The sequence below is a fragment of the Mycolicibacterium baixiangningiae genome, assembly GCF_016313185.1.
In the GTDB taxonomy this organism is placed as follows: domain Bacteria; phylum Actinomycetota; class Actinomycetes; order Mycobacteriales; family Mycobacteriaceae; genus Mycobacterium; species Mycobacterium baixiangningiae.
In genome coordinates this window covers 6050900-6069270 of the sequence record NZ_CP066218.1, presented here as the reverse complement: position 1 = coordinate 6069270, position 18371 = coordinate 6050900, and the positions used below count along the sequence as shown (strand labels likewise).

General features: G+C 63.0%; 16 protein-coding genes, 1 pseudogene and 1 riboswitch. Of the genes and pseudogenes, 13 read left to right on the top strand and 4 right to left on the bottom strand.

From position 1 onward, the window contains the following. Positions 1-210 precede the first annotated feature (210 nt). Positions 211-948: an Lrp/AsnC family transcriptional regulator gene (locus tag I7X18_RS28900; RefSeq protein ID WP_232375366.1), complete on the bottom strand. Its 738-nt coding sequence runs from the start codon at positions 946-948 to the stop codon at positions 211-213. Between the two features lie 415 nt (positions 949-1363). On the opposite strand from I7X18_RS28900, the gene argE reads away from it, so the two are divergent. The 8 genes and pseudogenes from argE (at position 1364) to I7X18_RS28860 (ending at position 11214) form a co-directional block, all read left to right on the top strand. Continuing rightward, a complete protein-coding gene (argE, locus tag I7X18_RS28895) occupies positions 1364-2518 on the top strand; it encodes an acetylornithine deacetylase (RefSeq protein WP_193045383.1) in 1155 nt (384 codons plus the stop codon). Between the two features lie 2 nt (positions 2519-2520). Then, entirely contained in the window at positions 2521-3813 is a 1293-nt protein-coding gene (locus I7X18_RS28890; protein ID WP_193045384.1) for an MFS transporter, read from the top strand. A 217-nt stretch (positions 3814-4030) separates the two neighbouring features. After that, positions 4031-5035 carry a 1-aminocyclopropane-1-carboxylate deaminase gene (locus I7X18_RS28885; protein WP_193045385.1) on the top strand — a complete coding sequence of 335 codons (1005 nt, stop codon included), beginning with the start codon at positions 4031-4033 and terminating at the stop codon, positions 5033-5035. Between the two features lie 4 nt (positions 5036-5039). Then, positions 5040-7377 (top strand): annotated as a pseudogene (locus I7X18_RS28880) (transketolase-like TK C-terminal-containing protein). A gap of 1 nt (position 7378) precedes the next feature. Next, complete coding sequence (locus I7X18_RS28875) at positions 7379-8578, top strand: 2-oxo acid dehydrogenase subunit E2 (protein ID WP_193045386.1); 1200 nt, start codon at positions 7379-7381, stop codon at positions 8576-8578. Positions 8579-9551: 973 nt separating this feature from the next. Further along, positions 9552-9851, top strand: a complete 300-nt coding sequence (locus tag I7X18_RS28870; RefSeq protein ID WP_226863292.1) for a hypothetical protein — start codon at positions 9552-9554, stop codon at positions 9849-9851. 15 nt (positions 9852-9866) lie between these two features. Next, positions 9867-10502: a maleylpyruvate isomerase family mycothiol-dependent enzyme gene (locus I7X18_RS28865; RefSeq protein WP_193045877.1), complete on the top strand. Its 636-nt coding sequence runs from the start codon at positions 9867-9869 to the stop codon at positions 10500-10502. A gap of 211 nt (positions 10503-10713) precedes the next feature. Next, positions 10714-11214: an NUDIX hydrolase gene (locus tag I7X18_RS28860; RefSeq protein WP_193045388.1), complete on the top strand. Its 501-nt coding sequence runs from the start codon at positions 10714-10716 to the stop codon at positions 11212-11214. A gap of 213 nt (positions 11215-11427) precedes the next feature. Here I7X18_RS28860 and I7X18_RS28855 read toward each other — a convergent pair whose 3' ends face one another. Beyond that, complete coding sequence (locus I7X18_RS28855) at positions 11428-12192, bottom strand: class I SAM-dependent methyltransferase (protein ID WP_193045389.1); 765 nt, start codon at positions 12190-12192, stop codon at positions 11428-11430. A gap of 346 nt (positions 12193-12538) precedes the next feature. On the opposite strand from I7X18_RS28855, the gene I7X18_RS28850 reads away from it, so the two are divergent. The 4 genes from I7X18_RS28850 (at position 12539) to I7X18_RS30210 (ending at position 15651) form a co-directional block, all read left to right on the top strand. Beyond that, on the top strand, positions 12539-13384 hold the full coding sequence (locus tag I7X18_RS28850) for a MerR family transcriptional regulator (protein ID WP_193045390.1): 846 nt from the start codon (positions 12539-12541) through the stop codon (positions 13382-13384). A 34-nt stretch (positions 13385-13418) separates the two neighbouring features. Next, positions 13419-13811, top strand: a complete 393-nt coding sequence (locus tag I7X18_RS28845; protein WP_193045391.1) for an NUDIX domain-containing protein — start codon at positions 13419-13421, stop codon at positions 13809-13811. 98 nt (positions 13812-13909) lie between these two features. Beyond that, positions 13910-13986: riboswitch (ZMP/ZTP riboswitch) on the top strand. A 21-nt stretch (positions 13987-14007) separates the two neighbouring features. Beyond that, positions 14008-14850, top strand: coding sequence for a bifunctional 5,10-methylenetetrahydrofolate dehydrogenase/5,10-methenyltetrahydrofolate cyclohydrolase (locus tag I7X18_RS28840; RefSeq protein ID WP_193045392.1), 843 nt, complete (start codon positions 14008-14010; stop codon positions 14848-14850). 462 nt (positions 14851-15312) lie between these two features. Beyond that, the gene (locus I7X18_RS30210; RefSeq protein WP_404822798.1) at positions 15313-15651 is read left to right on the top strand and encodes a Mu transposase domain-containing protein; all 339 of its coding nucleotides are present in this window, start codon (positions 15313-15315) and stop codon (positions 15649-15651) included. Positions 15652-15662: 11 nt separating this feature from the next. Here I7X18_RS30210 and I7X18_RS28835 read toward each other — a convergent pair whose 3' ends face one another. After that, the gene (locus I7X18_RS28835) at positions 15663-16535 is read right to left on the bottom strand and encodes a helix-turn-helix transcriptional regulator (protein WP_193045393.1); all 873 of its coding nucleotides are present in this window, start codon (positions 16533-16535) and stop codon (positions 15663-15665) included. Positions 16536-16638: 103 nt separating this feature from the next. Then, complete coding sequence (locus I7X18_RS28830; RefSeq protein ID WP_193045394.1) at positions 16639-17433, bottom strand: SDR family oxidoreductase; 795 nt, start codon at positions 17431-17433, stop codon at positions 16639-16641. A 530-nt stretch (positions 17434-17963) separates the two neighbouring features. Between I7X18_RS28830 and I7X18_RS28825 the strand changes: the two genes are divergently transcribed. Next, positions 17964-18365, top strand: coding sequence for a type II toxin-antitoxin system VapC family toxin (locus tag I7X18_RS28825; protein ID WP_193045395.1), 402 nt, complete (start codon positions 17964-17966; stop codon positions 18363-18365). Positions 18366-18371: the final 6 nt, after the last annotated feature.

The window sequence follows — 18371 nt, the reverse complement described above, 5'->3', positions numbered from 1 at the left end:
CGCCCCGGGCCGACATCCCGAGTTGCTCGAGGTTCTCGCCCGATGGGAGCAGCGTTCACCTCCCGGGGAACGAGACCTCAACGATGGCAGCCGACTGGGAAAGCGCTGGGTCCGCCCGCTCCCTCGACGCGGCCTGCGGTCGATGTCCGGCGGGTTTGACAGTGCGGAATCGCTGGCTGTCCCGGTACGTAACGAGCAGAGATCGAGCTTTCAGAACTCTGGCGTAACCACATCACCCACGGCGCAGCCGTGATCGTCCAAGAGCCATCCGATCCGCTTACGAGTGGAGAGCGCCACGGCGCTGTCCAGTACGCGTAGTGAGGGCTGGCGCTGAGTGACCTCTTTTTCGATCCGCAAGAGATCGGTGACGGATCGCGCCCAGGCGATGAACATCAAATTGGACTCACCCGTGGTCGAGAAGCATCCCCGAATCTCCGGTAACGACCGGAGATCATGCGCAGTCTCGCTGAGATGCCGGGAGTCGACACGGCAGAACCACGTGCAGCAGATCGGCCACCGCGAACTCTCTTGCGAGATTTCACACCGGAACCGCACCGCCCCTGTGGCAAGGAGTCGAGCAACCTGCCGACGCACCGTAGCCGGGGTTCGACCGGTGAGGCGGGCGAGGTCGGCGAAGCCGATGCGGCCGTCGGCCGCTAGTAGCGCTACCAGCTGTGAGTCGGAGGCATGATAGTTCGGTGTAGCCAGCGTGACACTAGCTTCGGCGGCAGCCAATCGCGTTGATTGTGAACGATTTAGCGCATCCAGACGCCAATCCGATGCCTCGATATGAATCTCAGTCACCAGGCTAGTGCGATGCCGCAGAATCCCATCGAGCTGCAACCGCGACAGAACCAAACCTGACAGAGTCGCCCAATCGTGTGCGACCACCATCAGCAAGAGATCCCTGCCACGCGCGGATAACTCAATCGAGATGATCTCGGGCACGCGACACAGCTCGTTGACGACTCGGGTCCGGTGGGTTGGAAGACAATCGACTTCGACAAACGCCATCTGCGTACGGGGGGACTTAATGATCGGGTGCACCGTGACCCATGCCAAGCCGGCCTCGCGGAGCCGCGACCATCGAGCAGCCAGCGCGGCCGGCGAACGCTCCAAGACTTGCCCGAGCGCAGTCCACGAGGCTCTGGGGCTGATCTGGAGTGCGTGCAGGAGTGACAGATCTTCCTCTGTCAAGGCGCCTACGTGCATCATTCCTGCTTCCGATCGGTCATTTGTGAAGGAATCTGCGGGTTTGACCTGCGTGCATCGAATGTTTCTACGGTGGTTGCTATCCGTCAATAGTGGCCTGCCCAAGGTGCGCGGCGGCGGCACTCTCGAACAGCCAACGTCCAGGAGAACCGTGACCGACGAACTCACTTCACTGCAATGGATCAAGGAGCTTGTGGCCATTGATTCCACCAGCGACCGCAGCAACTTACCGATCCTCGAGTTGATCGACACTCAGTTGCGAAAGGCAGGCGCGCGCACGGCCTTTCGGCCGAACCAGCACCGCAACAAGGCTAACTTGGTAGCCTCATTCCCGTCTGCAGACGGATCCCTCGCCGGCGGCCTGGTGCTATCGGGGCACACTGATGCAGTTCCGGTCGAGGGCCAAGATTGGACCAGTGATCCATACACCGCTGAGGTGAAGGACGGCCGAATCTACGGACGCGGCACTGCCGATATGAAGGGATTCATCGGTGCGGCACTGTCGGTGGTGCCTCGCATTCAGCAAGCGCAGCTACGCGAGCCCATTCACTACGTGCTGTCTTATGACGAAGAGATCGGTCTACACGGCGGAGCGCAAATCGCCAGCGATCTGCAAGAACTCGGTCTTTCGCCGCGCCACTGCGTCGTCGGCGAGCCGACCGGCATGCAGGCAGTCCGCGCACACAAATCCTTCTCCTTGGCCTCGATCTCCGTTCGCGGCGTCGACGGCCATTCCTCTCGTGCCCCCCATCTGGTCAACGCCGCCTTCTACGGCGCGCAGCTGGTCGGTTTCATCGAACAGTTAGCCAAAGAGTTTGAAGATCACGGGCCGTTCGACTCGACCTATGACGTCCCGTTCAGCACCATCAGCGTCAACCAGATTCTGAGCGGTAACGCAAGCAACACAGTCCCCGCCCTTTGCCAGATTCGACTGGACCTGCGCACCATCCCAGCCATGCCGCCGCTGCAAGTGCTGGACAGAGTTCGGGCCCACGCTCAGACCCTTGAGAAGCAAATGCAGGATCTAGACATCACGGTTGAGGCAATCGCGCTGGCACCAGGATTAGACACCTCGCCGCGCTCAACGCTGCTGGCAGCACTGAACGACGCTGGAGTCAGTAGCGGCGGGAGCGTGGCTTACGGCACCGAGGCGGGCTTCTTCGACGCTGCGGGTATCGAGACGGTTGTGTGCGGCCCCGGAAGCATCGCGCAGGCTCACATCGCCGATGAGTACGTAGCTATTGAACAGATCGCTGAATGCGAGCGCGTCCTTGGCGCACTCATCGACACGTATTGCGAGGTATGACCATGCCGACATCGAAAAGCGCGACGACTCCCGGTGATCTGACGCAGGAACAACGGTCCCGCGCCAAGAAGGCCGTGGCCGCTGCCTCTATCGGCAACGCGTTGGAGTGGTACGACATCATGATCTACGGATACTTCGCAGCCGTGATCAGCAAGCTGTTCTTTCCCAGTGAAAGCGAGTTCGTTGGACTGCTACTAACTTTCGGCACGTTCGCGATCTCTTACCTCATCCGGCCCATCGGCGCGATGGTCATCGGGAACATCGGTGACAGGCGCGGCCGTAAGACGGCACTAAACCTCACCATCCAGATCATGTTCGTGGGCACCCTCTTGCTGACGTTCGCCCCCACACACAGCCACATCGGCCCGGCCGCTGCAGTCCTGGTGTTGATTGCCCGCTTGCTACAGGGCTTCTCTGCCGGTGGTGAATTCGGCTCGGCCACAACGTTCTTGACGGAGAGCGCCGTAGGTCGCAAGGCCTACTACGCCAGCTGGCAAACTGCCACGCAGGGGGGCTCACTGCTTCTGGCCGCGACGGTCAGTTTCATCCTGACCGCCACCCTCGCAACGACGCAACTCGATTCGTGGGGGTGGCGCGTCGCGTTCGGCGTGGGGCTCATGATCGGCCCAGTCGGGCTGTACATCAGGGCCAGGATCGATGACACGCCGGAGTTCGCCGACGCAGAAATCCTGAAGTCGCCCTTGCGGACGACTTTGGGCAAGAACCTATCCCGTGTGCTCACCGCAGCTGGCTGTGTGGGGGCAGCGACCATCACCATGTACCTGCTGCTCTATATGCCCACCTTCGCTATTCGAAACCTGGGTCTACCCACCTACTCGGGTTACATCGGCGGCATCATCGGTGGGCTGACTGTCTTGGTATGTTCGCCCCAGATCGGTAAGCTCGCCGACCGCTTCGGGTGCGTCACGGTCATGCGACCTGCGGCCGTGGTGGGGATGCTTGGCGGGGCACCGCTGTTCTGGCTGCTTCAACAGGCGCCGACGGTGGCCGCACTGACCCTGGTTCAGGCTGTCCTCGGTGTGATCCTTGCCTTCTACTTCGCCCCACTGCCCGCACTCATGAGTTACCTCTTCCCAACGGCTATCAGGACAACTGGTATCTCGGTCGCCTACAACATCGGCGTTCTGCTGTTCGGCGGGACTGCCCCGGTGGTCTTTGCCGCCCTGGTGGAGTTCACCGGCTCGCTGGTCTCGCCGAGTTACTTCTACATCGCTGTCTGCGGTGCGTCCGTTATCGCGCTAGAGCTGGCGCGGCGGCGGTTCGCGCAAAACTAGCAGCTTTCACGCATTCGAAGGTGGCTGGCAGAACGCGCATACCCAGCGTTCTGCTGGCCCCTGGGCGTCGGGCCGCTGGCCCAGGGAGGTCAGGGCGGCATTGACAGCACATCGAACAATAGACAATATATTGCATGTTAAATACTGCTTTACCTGGTGTTGGGTCCGTGCCACTCCAGATGAATGCAATCGCGGACACTGCGAACAGGAGAAACCCATGGCCATCGACGACTTCGAGCGATACCCACTGACTTTCGGCCCCAGCCCCGTTCACCCGCTGCGACGGCTGAGCGATCACCTCGGAGGTGCTGAGATCTGGGCGAAGCGCGAAGACGTCAACTCCGGGCTGGCATACGGGGGCAACAAGACCCGCAAGCTGGAGTACTACATCCCTGAAGCGCTTGCCCAAGGCGCCGACACTTTGGTCTCAATCGGGGGTGTGCAGTCCAATCACACGCGGCAGGTCGCAGCCGTGGCAGCTAAGCTCGGACTCAAAGCGGTACTGGTGCAGGAAAAGTGGGTCGACTGGCCGGACTCGGTCAACGACAAGGTGGGCAACATCCTCCTGTCTCGCATCATGGGCGCCGACGTCCGACTCGACCCTTCTGGCTTCGGCATCGAGTTCAAAGACAGTTGGCAGAACGCCATCGAGGACGTCAAACGCGCCGGAGGCACCCCGTACGCCATTCCCGCCGGCGCCTCCGATCACCGTCTCGGCGGGCTTGGGTTCGCGAACTGGGCGTACGAGGTACAGAAGCAGGAGGAAGAACTCGGAATCTTCTTCGATACCATCGTGGTCTGTACCGTCACTGGTTCCACCCACGCTGGGATGATCGCCGGATTCGCCGGGCAAAGCCGTCCCCGGCGTGTCTTGGGAATCGACGCCTCGGCCACTCTTGACAAGACGCGCCAGCAAGTCGAGCGCATTGCCCGCAACACCGCCGAACTCATCGGCCTCGGCCGCGACCTGTCCGACGACGAGATAACGGTTCTCGACGGGTGGGCCGGTGATCTCTACGGCATTCCGGTCCAGTCCACCATCGACGCCATCAGACTGACCGGCCGCCTCGAAGGGGTCATCATCGACCCGGTGTACGAAGGCAAGTCGATGGCCGGCCTCATCGATCTGGTCAGGTCCGGACAGATCGAGCCGACCTCGAAGGTCCTCTATGCGCACCTGGGCGGGCAACCCGCGCTGAACGCCTACAGCGGGATCTTCTGACGCGATGGCTACCGCCGCAGTGGAGAGCACTGCTTTTCCCGTCAACAGCCCCGCCACGCCATTGCACGAGATCGAACAGCGGGTGCTGTGGCTGTCCACGTCGATCGTTCATTACGCCAACCGTGTCCGACCCAACACCAGCGGCCTCAAGGTCGGTGGACACCAGGCCTCCAGTGCATCGATGGTGTCGATCATGACCACGCTGTGGTTCGAGCAACTCCAGCCCGGTGATCGGGTGTCTGTCAAACCACACGCTTCACCGGTACTGCATGCCATCAACTACCTGCTCGGCGAACTGGATGAAGAATACCTGCCAACACTGCGGCAGTTCGGCGGTTTGCAGTCCTATCCCAGCCGTGCCAAAGACCCAGACCCAGTGGACTATTCGACAGGTTCGGTGGGGATCGGGGCCACCGCACCCATCTGGGGAGCGATCGCCCGCCGCTATGTCGACACCCAAATCGGTGATGCGGGCAAGGGGCGGCAGTACTCGTTGGTCGGCGACGCAGAACTCGACGAAGGTGCGGTCTGGGAAGCCATCTTGGACCACTCGGTGGCTGAGCTGGGTGAAGTCGTGTGGATCGTCGATCTGAACCGCCAGTCGCTGGACCGCGTGGTGCCGAACATCGCCGCCGGTCGCCTGGAGGCGATGTTCGCCGCCGCGGGGTGGCAGGTCATCACCGTCAAGTTCGGCACGCTGTTGGAATCGTTGTTCAGCCGTCAGGGCGGCGGAGCCGTTGCGCACCCGGATCCTGGAGATGTCCAACCCGGAATACCAACGGCTGCTTCGTTGCAGCGCAAGCGATGTCCGTGACCGGCTGCCCGGCACCGGGGTGGGCGCAGCCGCTGTCGCGTCGTTGATCGCCGAACTCGACGACGCCACCCTGCTGCGCGCCATCCGCAACCTCGGTGGTCACGACCACGACGCGCTGCGTGCGGCATACGCCCAAATCGATGACACCCGGCCAACCGTAATCATCGCCTACACCATCAAGGGACGCGGGCTGCCGACCCAGGGTCACCCGCAGAACCACTCATCGCTGCTATCGGTGGAGCAGTACGAGCAACTGGCCACTGAACTCGGAATGGACACCGACAAGATGTGGGCGACATTCGACCGGGACAGCGCCGCGGGCGAAGTCTGCGCCCAGACTGCGCGGCGTCTGAAACGGGAATCGCCGCAGTTGATGACACCTCCGCCGGTGCCCGGCGACATGGGCCGCACCCCGTCGGGCACGGCGACCACTCAGGCGGCCTTGGGCCGGGTCCTGCTGGACTTGAGTCGTGAGGCACCCGCGGCCGCCAAGCGGGTGGTGACCGTCAGCCCCGACGTCAGCTCGACGACCAATCTGGCCGGCTGGCTGAACAAGGTGGGCGTGTGGTCGCCGATCGAGCGACGCAACTGGTTTGACGACGACTCCGAGACAGTCATGCATTGGCGGGAAAAGCCGACCGGGCAGCACATGGAACTGGGTATCGCCGAGACCAACCTGGTGGGCCTGATGGGGGAACTGGGGGCGACCTGGAGTCGGTGGGGGCAGCCATTGTTCCCCATCGGAGTGATGTATGACCCGTTCGTCGAGCGTGCGCTGGAGCCGTGGTCCTACGGCATCTACGCCGGCGGACAATCCATCTTGATCGGCACCCCCTCAGGGGTCACACTGGCCGCCGAAGGCGGTGCCCATCAATCGATCAAGACGCCTTCGATCGGTCTGGAGCAGCCCGGCTGCGTCAGTTACGAGCCGGCGTTCGCCATCGATGTCGAATGGACCCTGTTGTCGGCGATCGGACGCCTGGGTCGTCCGGATGGCACGTCGTCGTACTTCCGGCTGTCGACCCGGCCGGTCGACCAGACGCTGGCCGCCGTCCCCGAGGATCCGGCAGCCCGGGAACGTCGGCGCCGTCAGACGATTGCCGGCGGTTACGTGCTTCGCCGCGCCGACAAGCCAACAGTGACGCTGGTCGGCATGGGGCCGATCATGACCGAAACGCTAACGGCCGCCGGCCGTCTCAGCGACCAAGGAATCGACGCCGATGTCGTCTGCGTGACTAGCCCAGGGCTGCTCTTCGCCGCAGTGCAGGCCCGCCGCGGCCTCTCAGAGAGCCCGTCATGGATTCTGGAGCAACTCTTTCCTGCGGAGCGCGCGACACCAATGGTCACTGTTCTCGACGGCCACCCCCACACCCTGGCGTTCCTCACCGGAATCAACGGTGTACCCGGCACGGCGTTGGGCGTCAGAAAGTTCGGCCAGGTGGGCTCACTGGAAGACGTATACCGCTACCACGGCATCGACAGCGACAGCGTCGTGCGCGCCGCACTCGATCTCGCTCAGAAAGGCTGACATGACAGCCGCAGAGACCCACATCGCGGTTACCGTCGCCGAGCTGGGGGAGGCCGTCACAGAGGCCACCATCACACGATGGCTCAAATCGGTAGGCGACACCGTTGAAGACGGCGAACCGCTCCTCGAAGTAGCCACCGACAAAGTCGACACCGAAATCCCCGCGCCGGCAGCAGGCATATTGGCCGAAATTCTCGAGCCCGAAGATGCAGTGGTGGCGGTCGGCGCGACGATCGCCCGCATCGCCGCTGCACCACCCGTGCCGGAAGCCGACCCACAGCCTCAGACCACACAACCCGTCGCCGCCCAACCGCCCGCACCGGCAGAAACATCACCAACGCAGACAGAACAGAAGACGGCATTCCCACAGACCACGCTGGCGACATCGGCGCCGCCGCCGTTGACCGACGCAGAGCAGGCGGTGCCGGTCATCACCGAACAATCCGACCGGGTGGAGAAGATGCCGCGCATTCGGCGGACCATCGCCCGACGCATGATGGAGTCATTGCAAACCGCCGCTCAGCTGACCACTGTCGTCGAAGTAGACCTCTCCCTCGTTGCCGCATCGCGTGCCAAACACAAACAAGCCTTCCTCGAACAAACAGGTGTCAAGCTGTCGTTTTTACCGTTCGTGGTTGTCGCTGCGGTCGAAGGATTGATCGAGCATCCGATCATCAATGCGTCCGTTGACGCGGACTGCACCGAGATCACCTATTACAGGTCAGTGCATTTGGGCATGGCTGTCGACAGCAAAAAGGGGCTCATGGTGCCGGTCATTCGTGATGCCCAAGACCACAGCATCGCGGCGGTCAGCCGCGCGATCGCCGCTTCAGCCAACGCCGTTCGCGACGGTGCCATACGCCCAGACGAACTCACAGGCGGAACTTTCACCATCACCAACACCGGCAGCCGTGGCGCGCTCTTCGATACTCCGATCATCAATCAACCGCAATCAGCCATCCTAGGGATAGGTGCCGTCGTCGAAAGGCTTGTGCCGCAACGTGATAACGATGGTAGCCTTCTCATCCGGGCGCGGTCGATGGCGCACCTGTCGCTGTCCTACGACCATCGTATCGTCGACGGCGCTGACGCTGCCCGCTACCTGACGACGGTGCGGACCCGGCTGGAAAATGGCTTCAGCGACGACGAGGTCTTAGTGGAAGTAGCCGAAGGCTATACCGCAACGAGTCGCCGAGCGTAACCTGCCATCGAAGTCAAGCACTGCTCAAAGATCCCTGGGAACATGAGAATGGCTGCGCGCACGGGCAACGGCGTGCAGGTCAGCGTTGATGCGGGGTGAACCGTAGGTGCGACGGGATTGATGCCAGCGGGCCAGGATCTTGACTTCCAGGTCCCGGCGCCACTGCTGGCGCGGCGTGGGTGCAGTGCGGCGCTGGCGCGCTGCCCAGGCGTAATAGCCAGATCGTGAGACCCCGAGGAGTTCGGCCAGTGTGGCGATAGCGTGGTCGGCGCACTCCGCGGCTATGAGCTCGAATGGACTCACCGAGGTTGCTGTCCCGCAAAGTACGCCGATACCTTTTTCAGGAACGCGATATCTCGGTCTTTCTCAGCGAGCTCCGCGCGAAACCGCACCAACTCGGCGCGTTCGCGGGCAGTCAGGTCGCCTTCTGGGGGCCCATGTCGGGCCCCGCTGGATCGCCCTTTCCGAGTTGTGAATTGAGTTTCCTGCAAGGAAAACTTGGACAGGTGGGCCGACCGACCGGAGTAGTTGGCTACCTGAGAATCGCAGTGGGGGAGTGTTCAAGGGTGGGGCAAATGAGCCAAACCCGGTTAGGAAGAGTCTGGTGAGTAGGTCTGCTGCGCTGCCTGGTGCAGGGTGGCCCGTCACCCATGCCGCAGCGCGTTCGGCTCGCGTGGAGCTGGGCCGCATCAAGAGGAGTGCCAGGCTTCGCCAGAATAGTGCTACTGCGGGGGCATGCCGAAGACGGATGGAAACGCCCTGTACATCACGAGGTGCGGATACTACAGTCCGTAGTAGACACAGCGGCCGAAGTGGGGTTCACATGGTTGGACAATCGCAGGTAAATCAGACCCGCTGGGACGCCCGACTTCGCCCTATCGCAGTAGTTTTCGGTGCTGCAGTAGCGCTGCACGGCGCGGACCATCTACGCCGAGGCATGGACGTCATACCGCCCGCGGTGATGGTGGCGGGCATGATCCAGATCGCGCTCGCTGTCGTCACCATCGCGCTGGTGTTCTTCGGTAGCCGGTGGGCGCCTCATGCCGCTGCCTTTGTCGGCTTGGTCAGCGCAGCGGGGTTCACTGTTGCGCATCTGCTGCCGACGGGGGGCTTCTTCAGCGATAGCTTCATCAATGCGCCACCGGCTGCGCGGGTCACCTGGTTCTCCTGGGTGACCGCTGTCATCGAGATCATCGCCGACACCGTGTTCGGGCTCGTCGGAATCGCGATCCTGCGATCCCGAGCGAGGTCACGTGCGATGCATACGCTTTGAAAGCGCGTGACGATGATGAGAGTGACGGACTTGGTTCGCGCCGAACGATTAGCTCTGGCCAACTTGCTCGCCGATCTGACACCCGAGCAATGGTCGCACCCGACCTTGTGCAGCCAGTGGCGGGTACGCGATCTCGCCGCGCACGTCATCAGTTACGACAGCCTCTCCTTCGCCCAGATCGCGAAGAGACGCGTCCTCGACGCCCGCGGCAGCATGGATCGCTTCAACGCCATAGCCATCGATGACTACGCCTGTCTCACAACGGTTGCGCTGGTTGACCTCATCCGCCAGCGGGCGCAACCACGCGGTTACATGGCAGCCTTTGGCGGCACCATCGGTCTGCTCGATGCCATGATCCACCAGCAAGACATCCGTCGCCCGCTGGGCATTGCGCGCAACATCCCACCAGAACGTCTTCGCACCGCCTTGCAGCGCTCGCTCTATGTGCCGATCTTGTGCAGCGCCTGGCGTGGCCGAGGACTGCGATTGATTGCGACCGACGTGGACTGGACGCACGGCAGCGGACCTGAAGTGCGAGCGCCAGGAGAAGCGCTATTGATGAGCCTCGCTGGCCGTGCCGCCGTTTTCGGTGAACTCTCCGGGCCAGGAGCGTCCACACTGCTCGACCGTCTCAGGCTGGGCAGGACGTGAGGGCACCGGACGGACATCGGTCGTCATTGTAGGAAAGTGAGACGGACGTTCGACGCCCTGGTCAGCGGTCGGAGAGATGAGCCTGAGCGTGAGAACCTACAGGCGGCGGGGGCGGCGGGCGGGGGGTGTAGGTCCTAAATCTGGCCGCATTTTCTCAGGTTCGGCTGCACCACCGCTGCACCTGTGCAGGGAGTTGTGAGACGTGCACACAATGAACCCCGTGCGCTCTCCCCGGATACGCGTTGCCGCCTATGTCCTTCGGCGGCGGGGTTCATCGTGGGAGCTGCTGGTTTTCGAACAAGCGGGCCGACCGCACGCCGGCAGGCAAGTCCCCGCCGGCGGTGTCCATCCGGACGAAACCTCGGAAGACGCCGTGCTCCGCGAGGTTCGCGAGGAAACGGGCCTCACGGCCCTGAGCGTTCGCGTCCAGCTAGTCGTTGAAGACAAGCTGCACCCCCTCACCGGATATCCGCGCAGCACCGCCTTTTTCGTGATTGATGTTGTCACCGAGACGCGTGACAGGTGGGAGCACCGCGTTCGCGGAGGCGATTCAGATGACGGACTGGTCTTCGACTGTAGATTCGTGCCTCTTCCTCTAGATCGGTCGTTGGCAGATGAGCAAGACACGTGGTTGGGGCTGATCGACCATCGTTTCGCCACCACGTACGGCCGCGGAGCCGAGAACGGCCATGCACGTCTAGACGATGCGTGAGCGGTCATCGCGGGCGGGCGGCGCAGACACCGCGGCCCCGATAATTAGACCCGGCATCGGTCGAAATCGGGATGTTCTATTCCCATGCGCCGCAAAGGGGGTGGCAAGCCCTGACCGACCCCACGTTGGTTGAGAAGTGGCTGATGCCGTCCACCGGAATGTTGAATGCTGCGGTAGGGACTCATTTCGTATTCACGGCACAACCGGGATTCGTCACCGGTTCTGGCGAAGTCTCCCGGTGCGGTTAGTTCGATCCTCTAAGGCTGTGGTCTGGCGGGGATCCGGTAACGCCCGAATTGCGAGAAACCCCGTGGGTTCGCGGTGCAGACGATCGTACTTGTCCTGGTCGATGGCGGCCGCGGCCGGGACGGGACGTGGTTCGAGCAGCCGTTCGATGAGGAAACCTGCCTGTGTGATCTCGTCGCATGTCTGCTCAAGTGGTGTCAGCCAATACCGCACTTGCCACCCTCGGCTCCATGTTTCGTCGATGACGCGTGGTTGAAAATAGTTCCCGCCGTGGCGAAGCCAGTCACCGGTGGGATGCAACCGCGACAGCACGAGCGCCCCGCCGGGTCGGAGAACGCGCCGGAACTCGCGCAGCGCGGCGATCCTGTCGTCGACATACTCCAACGCCAGCGCGAACAACACACGGTCGACGGTTTGATCGTCGAGCCAGTCGAGGGGGTGAGCCAGGTCGTGGGTCCTGAAAGTACCTGTGGGCACGCGTTGCTGGGCCAGTTCGACCATGCGCGGGCTCTGATCGAAGCCGATCACCTGCGCGCCCCGCGCCGCCAGCTCTTCTGCGTAGAGCCCCGGGCCGCACGCCGCGTCCAGGAGCGTGACGCCGTCGACGTCGCCGAGCAGGCCCAGACAGGCCGGACGGTCATAGTGCGCATTGAACAGACCCGCCTGAGCGTGTTCGAGGTATTCATCGGCGAAGACGTCGTATTGAGGATGGTTTCCCACGACTTCGGCCATCCCACCATTATCGAACATGGTCGCCCGGAATCGGTGCACTAGGTGTGGCCTGGTCACGGGTGCCCGACCAATGTCAGTGTGACCATCTGCGGGTGACGCGGGTCAGGATGTCGATGACGGCGGTGATGGCAGGGCGTTGGGCGGTACCGGTGCGGGTGATGCTTCTACGCGGGGCCACCTAGCTGCGTGTTCATTCGCAGGATGGGGCATCCCCCAACCCGATCAGAACGGTCGGTAGTTCGCCTATGAGGGCACCGGAAACTGTTTGCACCAGTCGGTCGAGGGGTTGACGTTGTCGTTGCGGCAGCTTCTAGCGTGGTCGTCGTGGATAGGGGAGGGAGTGACCGTGAGTTGGTCTATTCAGGAGGTGGCCCGCGCGTCGGGGGTTACGGCACGCACGCTGCGCTACTACGACGAGATCGGGCTGCTGACACCCGCCCGCGTCGGGAGCAACGGTCACCGGATCTATGAGCGGGCACAGCTGTTGCGCCTGCAGCAGATTCTGCTGCTACGCGAGCTCGGTGTGGATCTCGCCACGATCCGGGAAGTGGTCGACGCCGCGACAGATCCCGCTGAGGCTTTGACAGATCACCACCGCGGTCTGCTTGCCGAGCGCGATCGTCTTGATCGTGTCGCGGCGACCGTGGCGGCAACACTGCACCAACTACAGGAGGGTCACGAGATGACTGCCGAGAACCTGTTCGAAGGAATGTCACCGGAGCGCGCGAACTATCTAGCGGGACTGCCGAAGAAGCGCGTCGCGGCCGGCGCACTCTTCGACGACGGCAAGGGCCGCACGCTGTTGGTGGCGCCGACGTACAAGCCGTATTGGCAGCTACCCGGAGGGGTCGCTGATGCCGATGAGTCACCGTGGGCGGCCGCGACGCGCGCGGTCCGGCGCGAACTCGGCCTGGACATCACGCTGGGGAGGCTGCTGGTGCTGGACTGGGTCGAGCCTAGTCCCAGCCGGATAGAAGGCCTTCTGTTTGTCTACGACGGCGGCACGCTCACATCGGAGCAACACCAATCCGTGGTTCTACCACCCGATGAACTGGCGGCTTGGGCATGGTGCGCCAGCGACGAACTTCCCACACGACTACCCGAGCACATGCTGGCCCGTATCCAGACAGCGCGCAGCGCCCAGGCCACAGGTGCAACCACCTACTTGGAGAACGGCGCCGTAGCCGCCTGAGAGAGAGACCACAAGCGTGCGCCATGATCAAGCGGTGGAGAACACACACGTGCCCTCTGGCACCCACTACGCGACGCTGGCATGCGCCCGCCAAGGTGCCGGAGCGCTGATCACCACGGACGACGGCCGGGTCGTCATGATCGATACCACCTACCGCGACTTCTATGAGATACCCGGTGGTGTCGTCGAACTCGGAGAAACACCGCCTCAGGCGTCCGCACGCGAATGTCGCGAAGAACTGGGCATGGAGATCTCTGTCGGACGATTGTTGGCGATTGATCACCAGTGCGATGGTGGCGAACGGGGTGACTCGATCATGTACATCTACGACGACGGATCGATCCCACAAGAGGTACTTGCGAGGGAAGCAGTGACGCGGAAGTCGCAGCGGTCGTCCTGGTCGAGCCTGCGGACGTGGGCTCGGTGACCCGCCCACGGTTGGCCAACCGACTTCGGGATGCGCTGGCTGCACGTGGCAACGGGACCGTCCACGAAGGCATCAACCGCACTGCCCGCCGGTAGAGTATGAACCGGCGACTGGCGTAGGTGGGACACCACCGGGAAGCAACACTTCGGAAGCATCGACCGCCTGGGTGCTCCTCCCATCAGTGAGGAGCACAACCATGCGTGCAACGATCATCGACGGTGCCCGCGTCGCCAACGCGATCTTGGCGCAGACACACCAGCGCGCATCCGCAGTCGCAACCACGCTGGGGCGAAAGCCTTGTCTGGCGACGGTACTGGTCGGCGAGGACCCCGCTTCGCACACTTACGTGCGGATGAAGTCAAACCGGTGCCGCACGACGGGACTGGACTCCCGCACCCACCACCTCCCGGCGTGCACGACGACGAGCGAAGCTGTGGCGCTCGTGCGCGCCCTTTCAGGCGACACCGGAGTGGATGGGATTCTCGTCCAGCATCCAATGCCTGCCCACATTGACGAACGCACGGTCTTCGAGGCTATCGATCCTGGTAAGGATGTCGACGGGGTGACGCACGCATCATTTGCCGCCATGGCACTGGGCAGCAATGGGTTTCAGTCCTGCACTCCGGCCGGGATCATGGCGCTGCTGGACGCCTACGACGTCGACCCGGCGGGTCTGCGAGCCGTTGTCGTGGGACGCAGTCTCATCCTCGGTAAACCGGTGGGGATGTTGTTACTCGCCCGCGATGCCACGGTCACCTACTGCCATTCGCGGACCGTTGATCTTTCTCAGGTCGTCGCCGAGGCCGATATCGTCGTCGCTGGGGTTGGCAAACCCGCACTGATCAAGGGCGATTGGATCAAACCCGGCGCGGTGGTTATCGACGCCGGTTACAACCGCGGCAACATAGGTGATGTCCAATACGCCGAGGCAGCCGAGCGGGCCCGGCTCATCACTCCGGTGCCGGGTGGTGTGGGACCGACAACGATCGCCATGCTTCTTCGGCAGACCATCACGGCAGCCGAACAGGCGTCGAGCTGAAGGTCACCACCCGACAACCGGTACCAGCTTGGACCCAGTGAATGCGAGGTCATGAGAACTGTTGCAATCAAATAGAATTCGGGGGGTTGACCATCGGACTCGCGTCACGTGACTAAACGAAAGCCGTGGATTGGGGAGGGGATGCTAGGGGTGGCGTGTAGACAAAAAGCGCCTCCGAAGCAGTGGACACGAAAGTGAGAATTCGAGGCATGGACGTCACGTGATCAAGACCGTCTCGTCGCGAGTGACCACCGCCGACCTCGAACGGCTGTCACTGCGCGGAGTTCGAACCGGACGACCCGACCCCGCACAGCCCGCGCCACCCACTACCCGCTCCAACGGAAGACCGACGCCAATCGATGTCCTGAACCCATACACGTCAACAATTACGCGCTGACCTCCGAGTGAACTCGAGTGACACTGCGATCCGACGTCGGCCTCATCCACGCCTCGGCGGGCAACATGCTGCTCAAGACACTGCCAAACCCGTGTTCTATCAACGAGTACCGAACAATCAAAGGCGCCCGGCCTGCGACGTCACCACTGCCGTCACCGCCACCTGCAGGACCCCAAAGCGTGCAGCGGCGGGTTCCCAAAGATGGCGTCGTGATGGTCGCTGGACAGCGATTCCGAGTGGGAAGAACACACGCCGGCACCATCGTCACGGTCGTAGTCGAAGACCATCACTTCCGCGTGCTCGACGGCAATCAAGGAGCTTTCACTCCATGCGCGGACGTCGACCAAACCCATCCGCAACTTCAACGCTCACCGTCCCCGGAAGCGGTAACCATGTCCCGGTAACGTTTCGTCACCTATGTCCCGAGACCACACACGTAATTGTCCCGGTTGGCCCACGATGCCAACCGGGCCAGACCGTCAGCGGCCGCAGCTGCGGTGTACACGTTCAACTGCAGGCCGGGGTCGGTGGGCAGATCCATGGACTCGAAGTTCAGGTCGAGCCGGCCCACCACCGGATGGTTTACGTGCTTGCTGCCGGATCCTTTCAGCCGCACGTCTCGAGATGCCCACTGTTGCCGGAAACGCTCACTGCACGTCGATAACTCGCGCACCAAGGCGATGAGCTGCTCGTCGTCGGGATGATGGCCCGCTTCCATGCGCAACATCGCTGCCGCGTTTCGCGTCGCCTGGTCGTAGTCGCCGAAGAACCTCTCGGCTTCGGCGGGATGCAAGTACACGAACCGCGCCGTGTTGGCTGGCCGTCGCGGGTCGGCCAGTATCGGTGAATACAGCGCGCGGCCGAGCTGATTCATGGCGAGCACGTCCTGGCGCCCATTGCGGATCAACGCCGGCGCACCGGTGATGGCGTCGAGCACCTCTTGCAGCGCGGGACGCACCGTCAACGGAGGTTCGCTATGCCGTCCACCGGGCGGGCCGGACTTGCGTGCGAGGTGGAACAGGTGATCGCGTTCCGCGTCGTTGAGTTGTAAGGCCGTGGCAAGGGCGTCGAGCACGCTCTCCGAGGTGCCGGCCAGGTTGCCGCGCTCGATGCGCACGTAGTAGTCGACCGACACCCCAGCGAGGAGCGCTACCTCCTCTCGACGCAGACCCTTGACCCGACGTCTGCCACCGTAGGTGGGCAGGCCAGCGTTCTCGGGCGTGATGCGGGCGCGACGCGACCTCAGGAACTCTCGGATCTCGGTGCGCAGGTCAAGCGTGGTTGCCATCCACTCATTTTAGGCCCGCACAGACCCCGAAGGGGGTGCCGCAAATCCCCCGACGCCTCGCGTCTACCAGTGCGGTAGTGCGGTCGGTGTCGGCGCCACCGGCTCACGCGGTGGTGGCGATCCCTCCGTCGACGGGGATGATGGTGCCCGTTAGATAAGCGCCTGCCCGGCTGGCGAGGAACACGGCGACACCCGCCATGTCGTCGTCGCGGCCGATGCGGCGCAGCGGGGCCGACGCCGCGATCGCCTCGCCGAACTCGTCGAGGGTTGCTGCCATCATCGTCGACGGGAAGGGTCCCGGCGCCACCGCGTTCACCGTGATGTGCTGCTGGCCCAACTCTTTGGCGAGCACCCTGGTGAGTTGGTGCAGCGCAGCCTTGCTGCTGGAGTACGAGTAGTTGGGCCGCGCGGGGATGTGGATGGCGGCGATGCTGCCGATGTTGATGATTCGCGCGGGATCGTCGGCGGTCCCAGCGTGGCGAAGTGCTGGCAGCAGCGCTTGCACCAGCCAGAACGGCGACTTCAGGTTGAGGTCGATGACCGTGTCCCATGCAGCATCGGGGAACGTCTCCAACGGCTCGTCCCACATTGCGCCCGCATTGTTGACGAGGATGTCGAGACTCCCGGAGTCGGCCGTGACGAGCTGAGCGAGGCGGTCACACTCCTCGTGGCGGGACAGGTCGGCGGGTACCGCCCGGACGTCGCCGAATTGGGACAAGTGTTCCTGCGCCTGAGCGCACGCCTCCTCGCTGCGTGAGCTGATGACCACGCGAGCGCCCGCCTGCAGAAGCCCGCGAGCGATCATCATCCCGATGCCCTTGGTGCCACCGGTGACTAGGCCGCTCTTGCCACTTAGGTCGAAGAGCTCTCTCTGCGTGACGAATTGGGTGTTGACCACGTGTCGCCTTTCTCGTTAACTCGGCTTCATTTCTTCTCTCCTCTCAAGCTAGACGGCATTCCCGAGCCCAAGGAGATTCCCGTGATACGGGTACTGGCAGAGCCCCCCTGGGCGCGCTGGTTCCGCGCCGCCGCCCGTGCTGGTGACGGTCATCGGGTGAACTCTCCCCGTCCATACGAAGCTCCCAGTGGCTGCATGGCGATGGCATCCGCGCGCTTGCGCTGCAGCCCCGCTCGGCCTGGCCAGCCGGGATGTCCAGCCGAGGGCATGATCATGGAACGCTTCGACGTCGATGCGGTACGGGCGTCCACAGTGCCGCCGACCAGAAACCCAACGCGATGGACGATCTCTGATCACTACCGACGTTGTACGTCGGCAAGGCCCGTGTAGTTGCTGATGCGCGAGACAAGATTTGAGTCGCCTCAATTCTCTAGAAACGAGAACACCTCCTAGGAAATCTGTGTCTGGATCGTGGCGGCCGACATCAGAGATCAGCTGCAGCCACCTGCGGTCCGTGCGACGGTACGGGCATGACAATTTTCGTCATTGATGCACCGGTGGCCATCGACCTCGCCACCAACGGAGCGACTATTCCATCCGAGCACAGCCTGACGGCACCCACGCTTCTGCGCTCGCAAGTGCTCGCCCTCGTGTACGAATCGGTGCACCGCGGTGAAATCGGTGAACGGGCCGGCCGGAAGGTTCTCGACGATATTCGTGGGCTGCGCATTCGGCTCCTCGGCGACCGATCGCTGCAGGATCACGCATGGCGAATAGCTGCGAAGCTGAACTGGCGGGATACCTACCAGGCGGAGTACATCGCACTGACCCAGCTGCAGGCGGACGCACTGGCCACCGCGGACGCTGAACTTGCCGCTGCAGCGCGCACTTTCGTCGAGACGGTGCCCCCGGCCGATATCCTGCGGACGTAGGGCGAC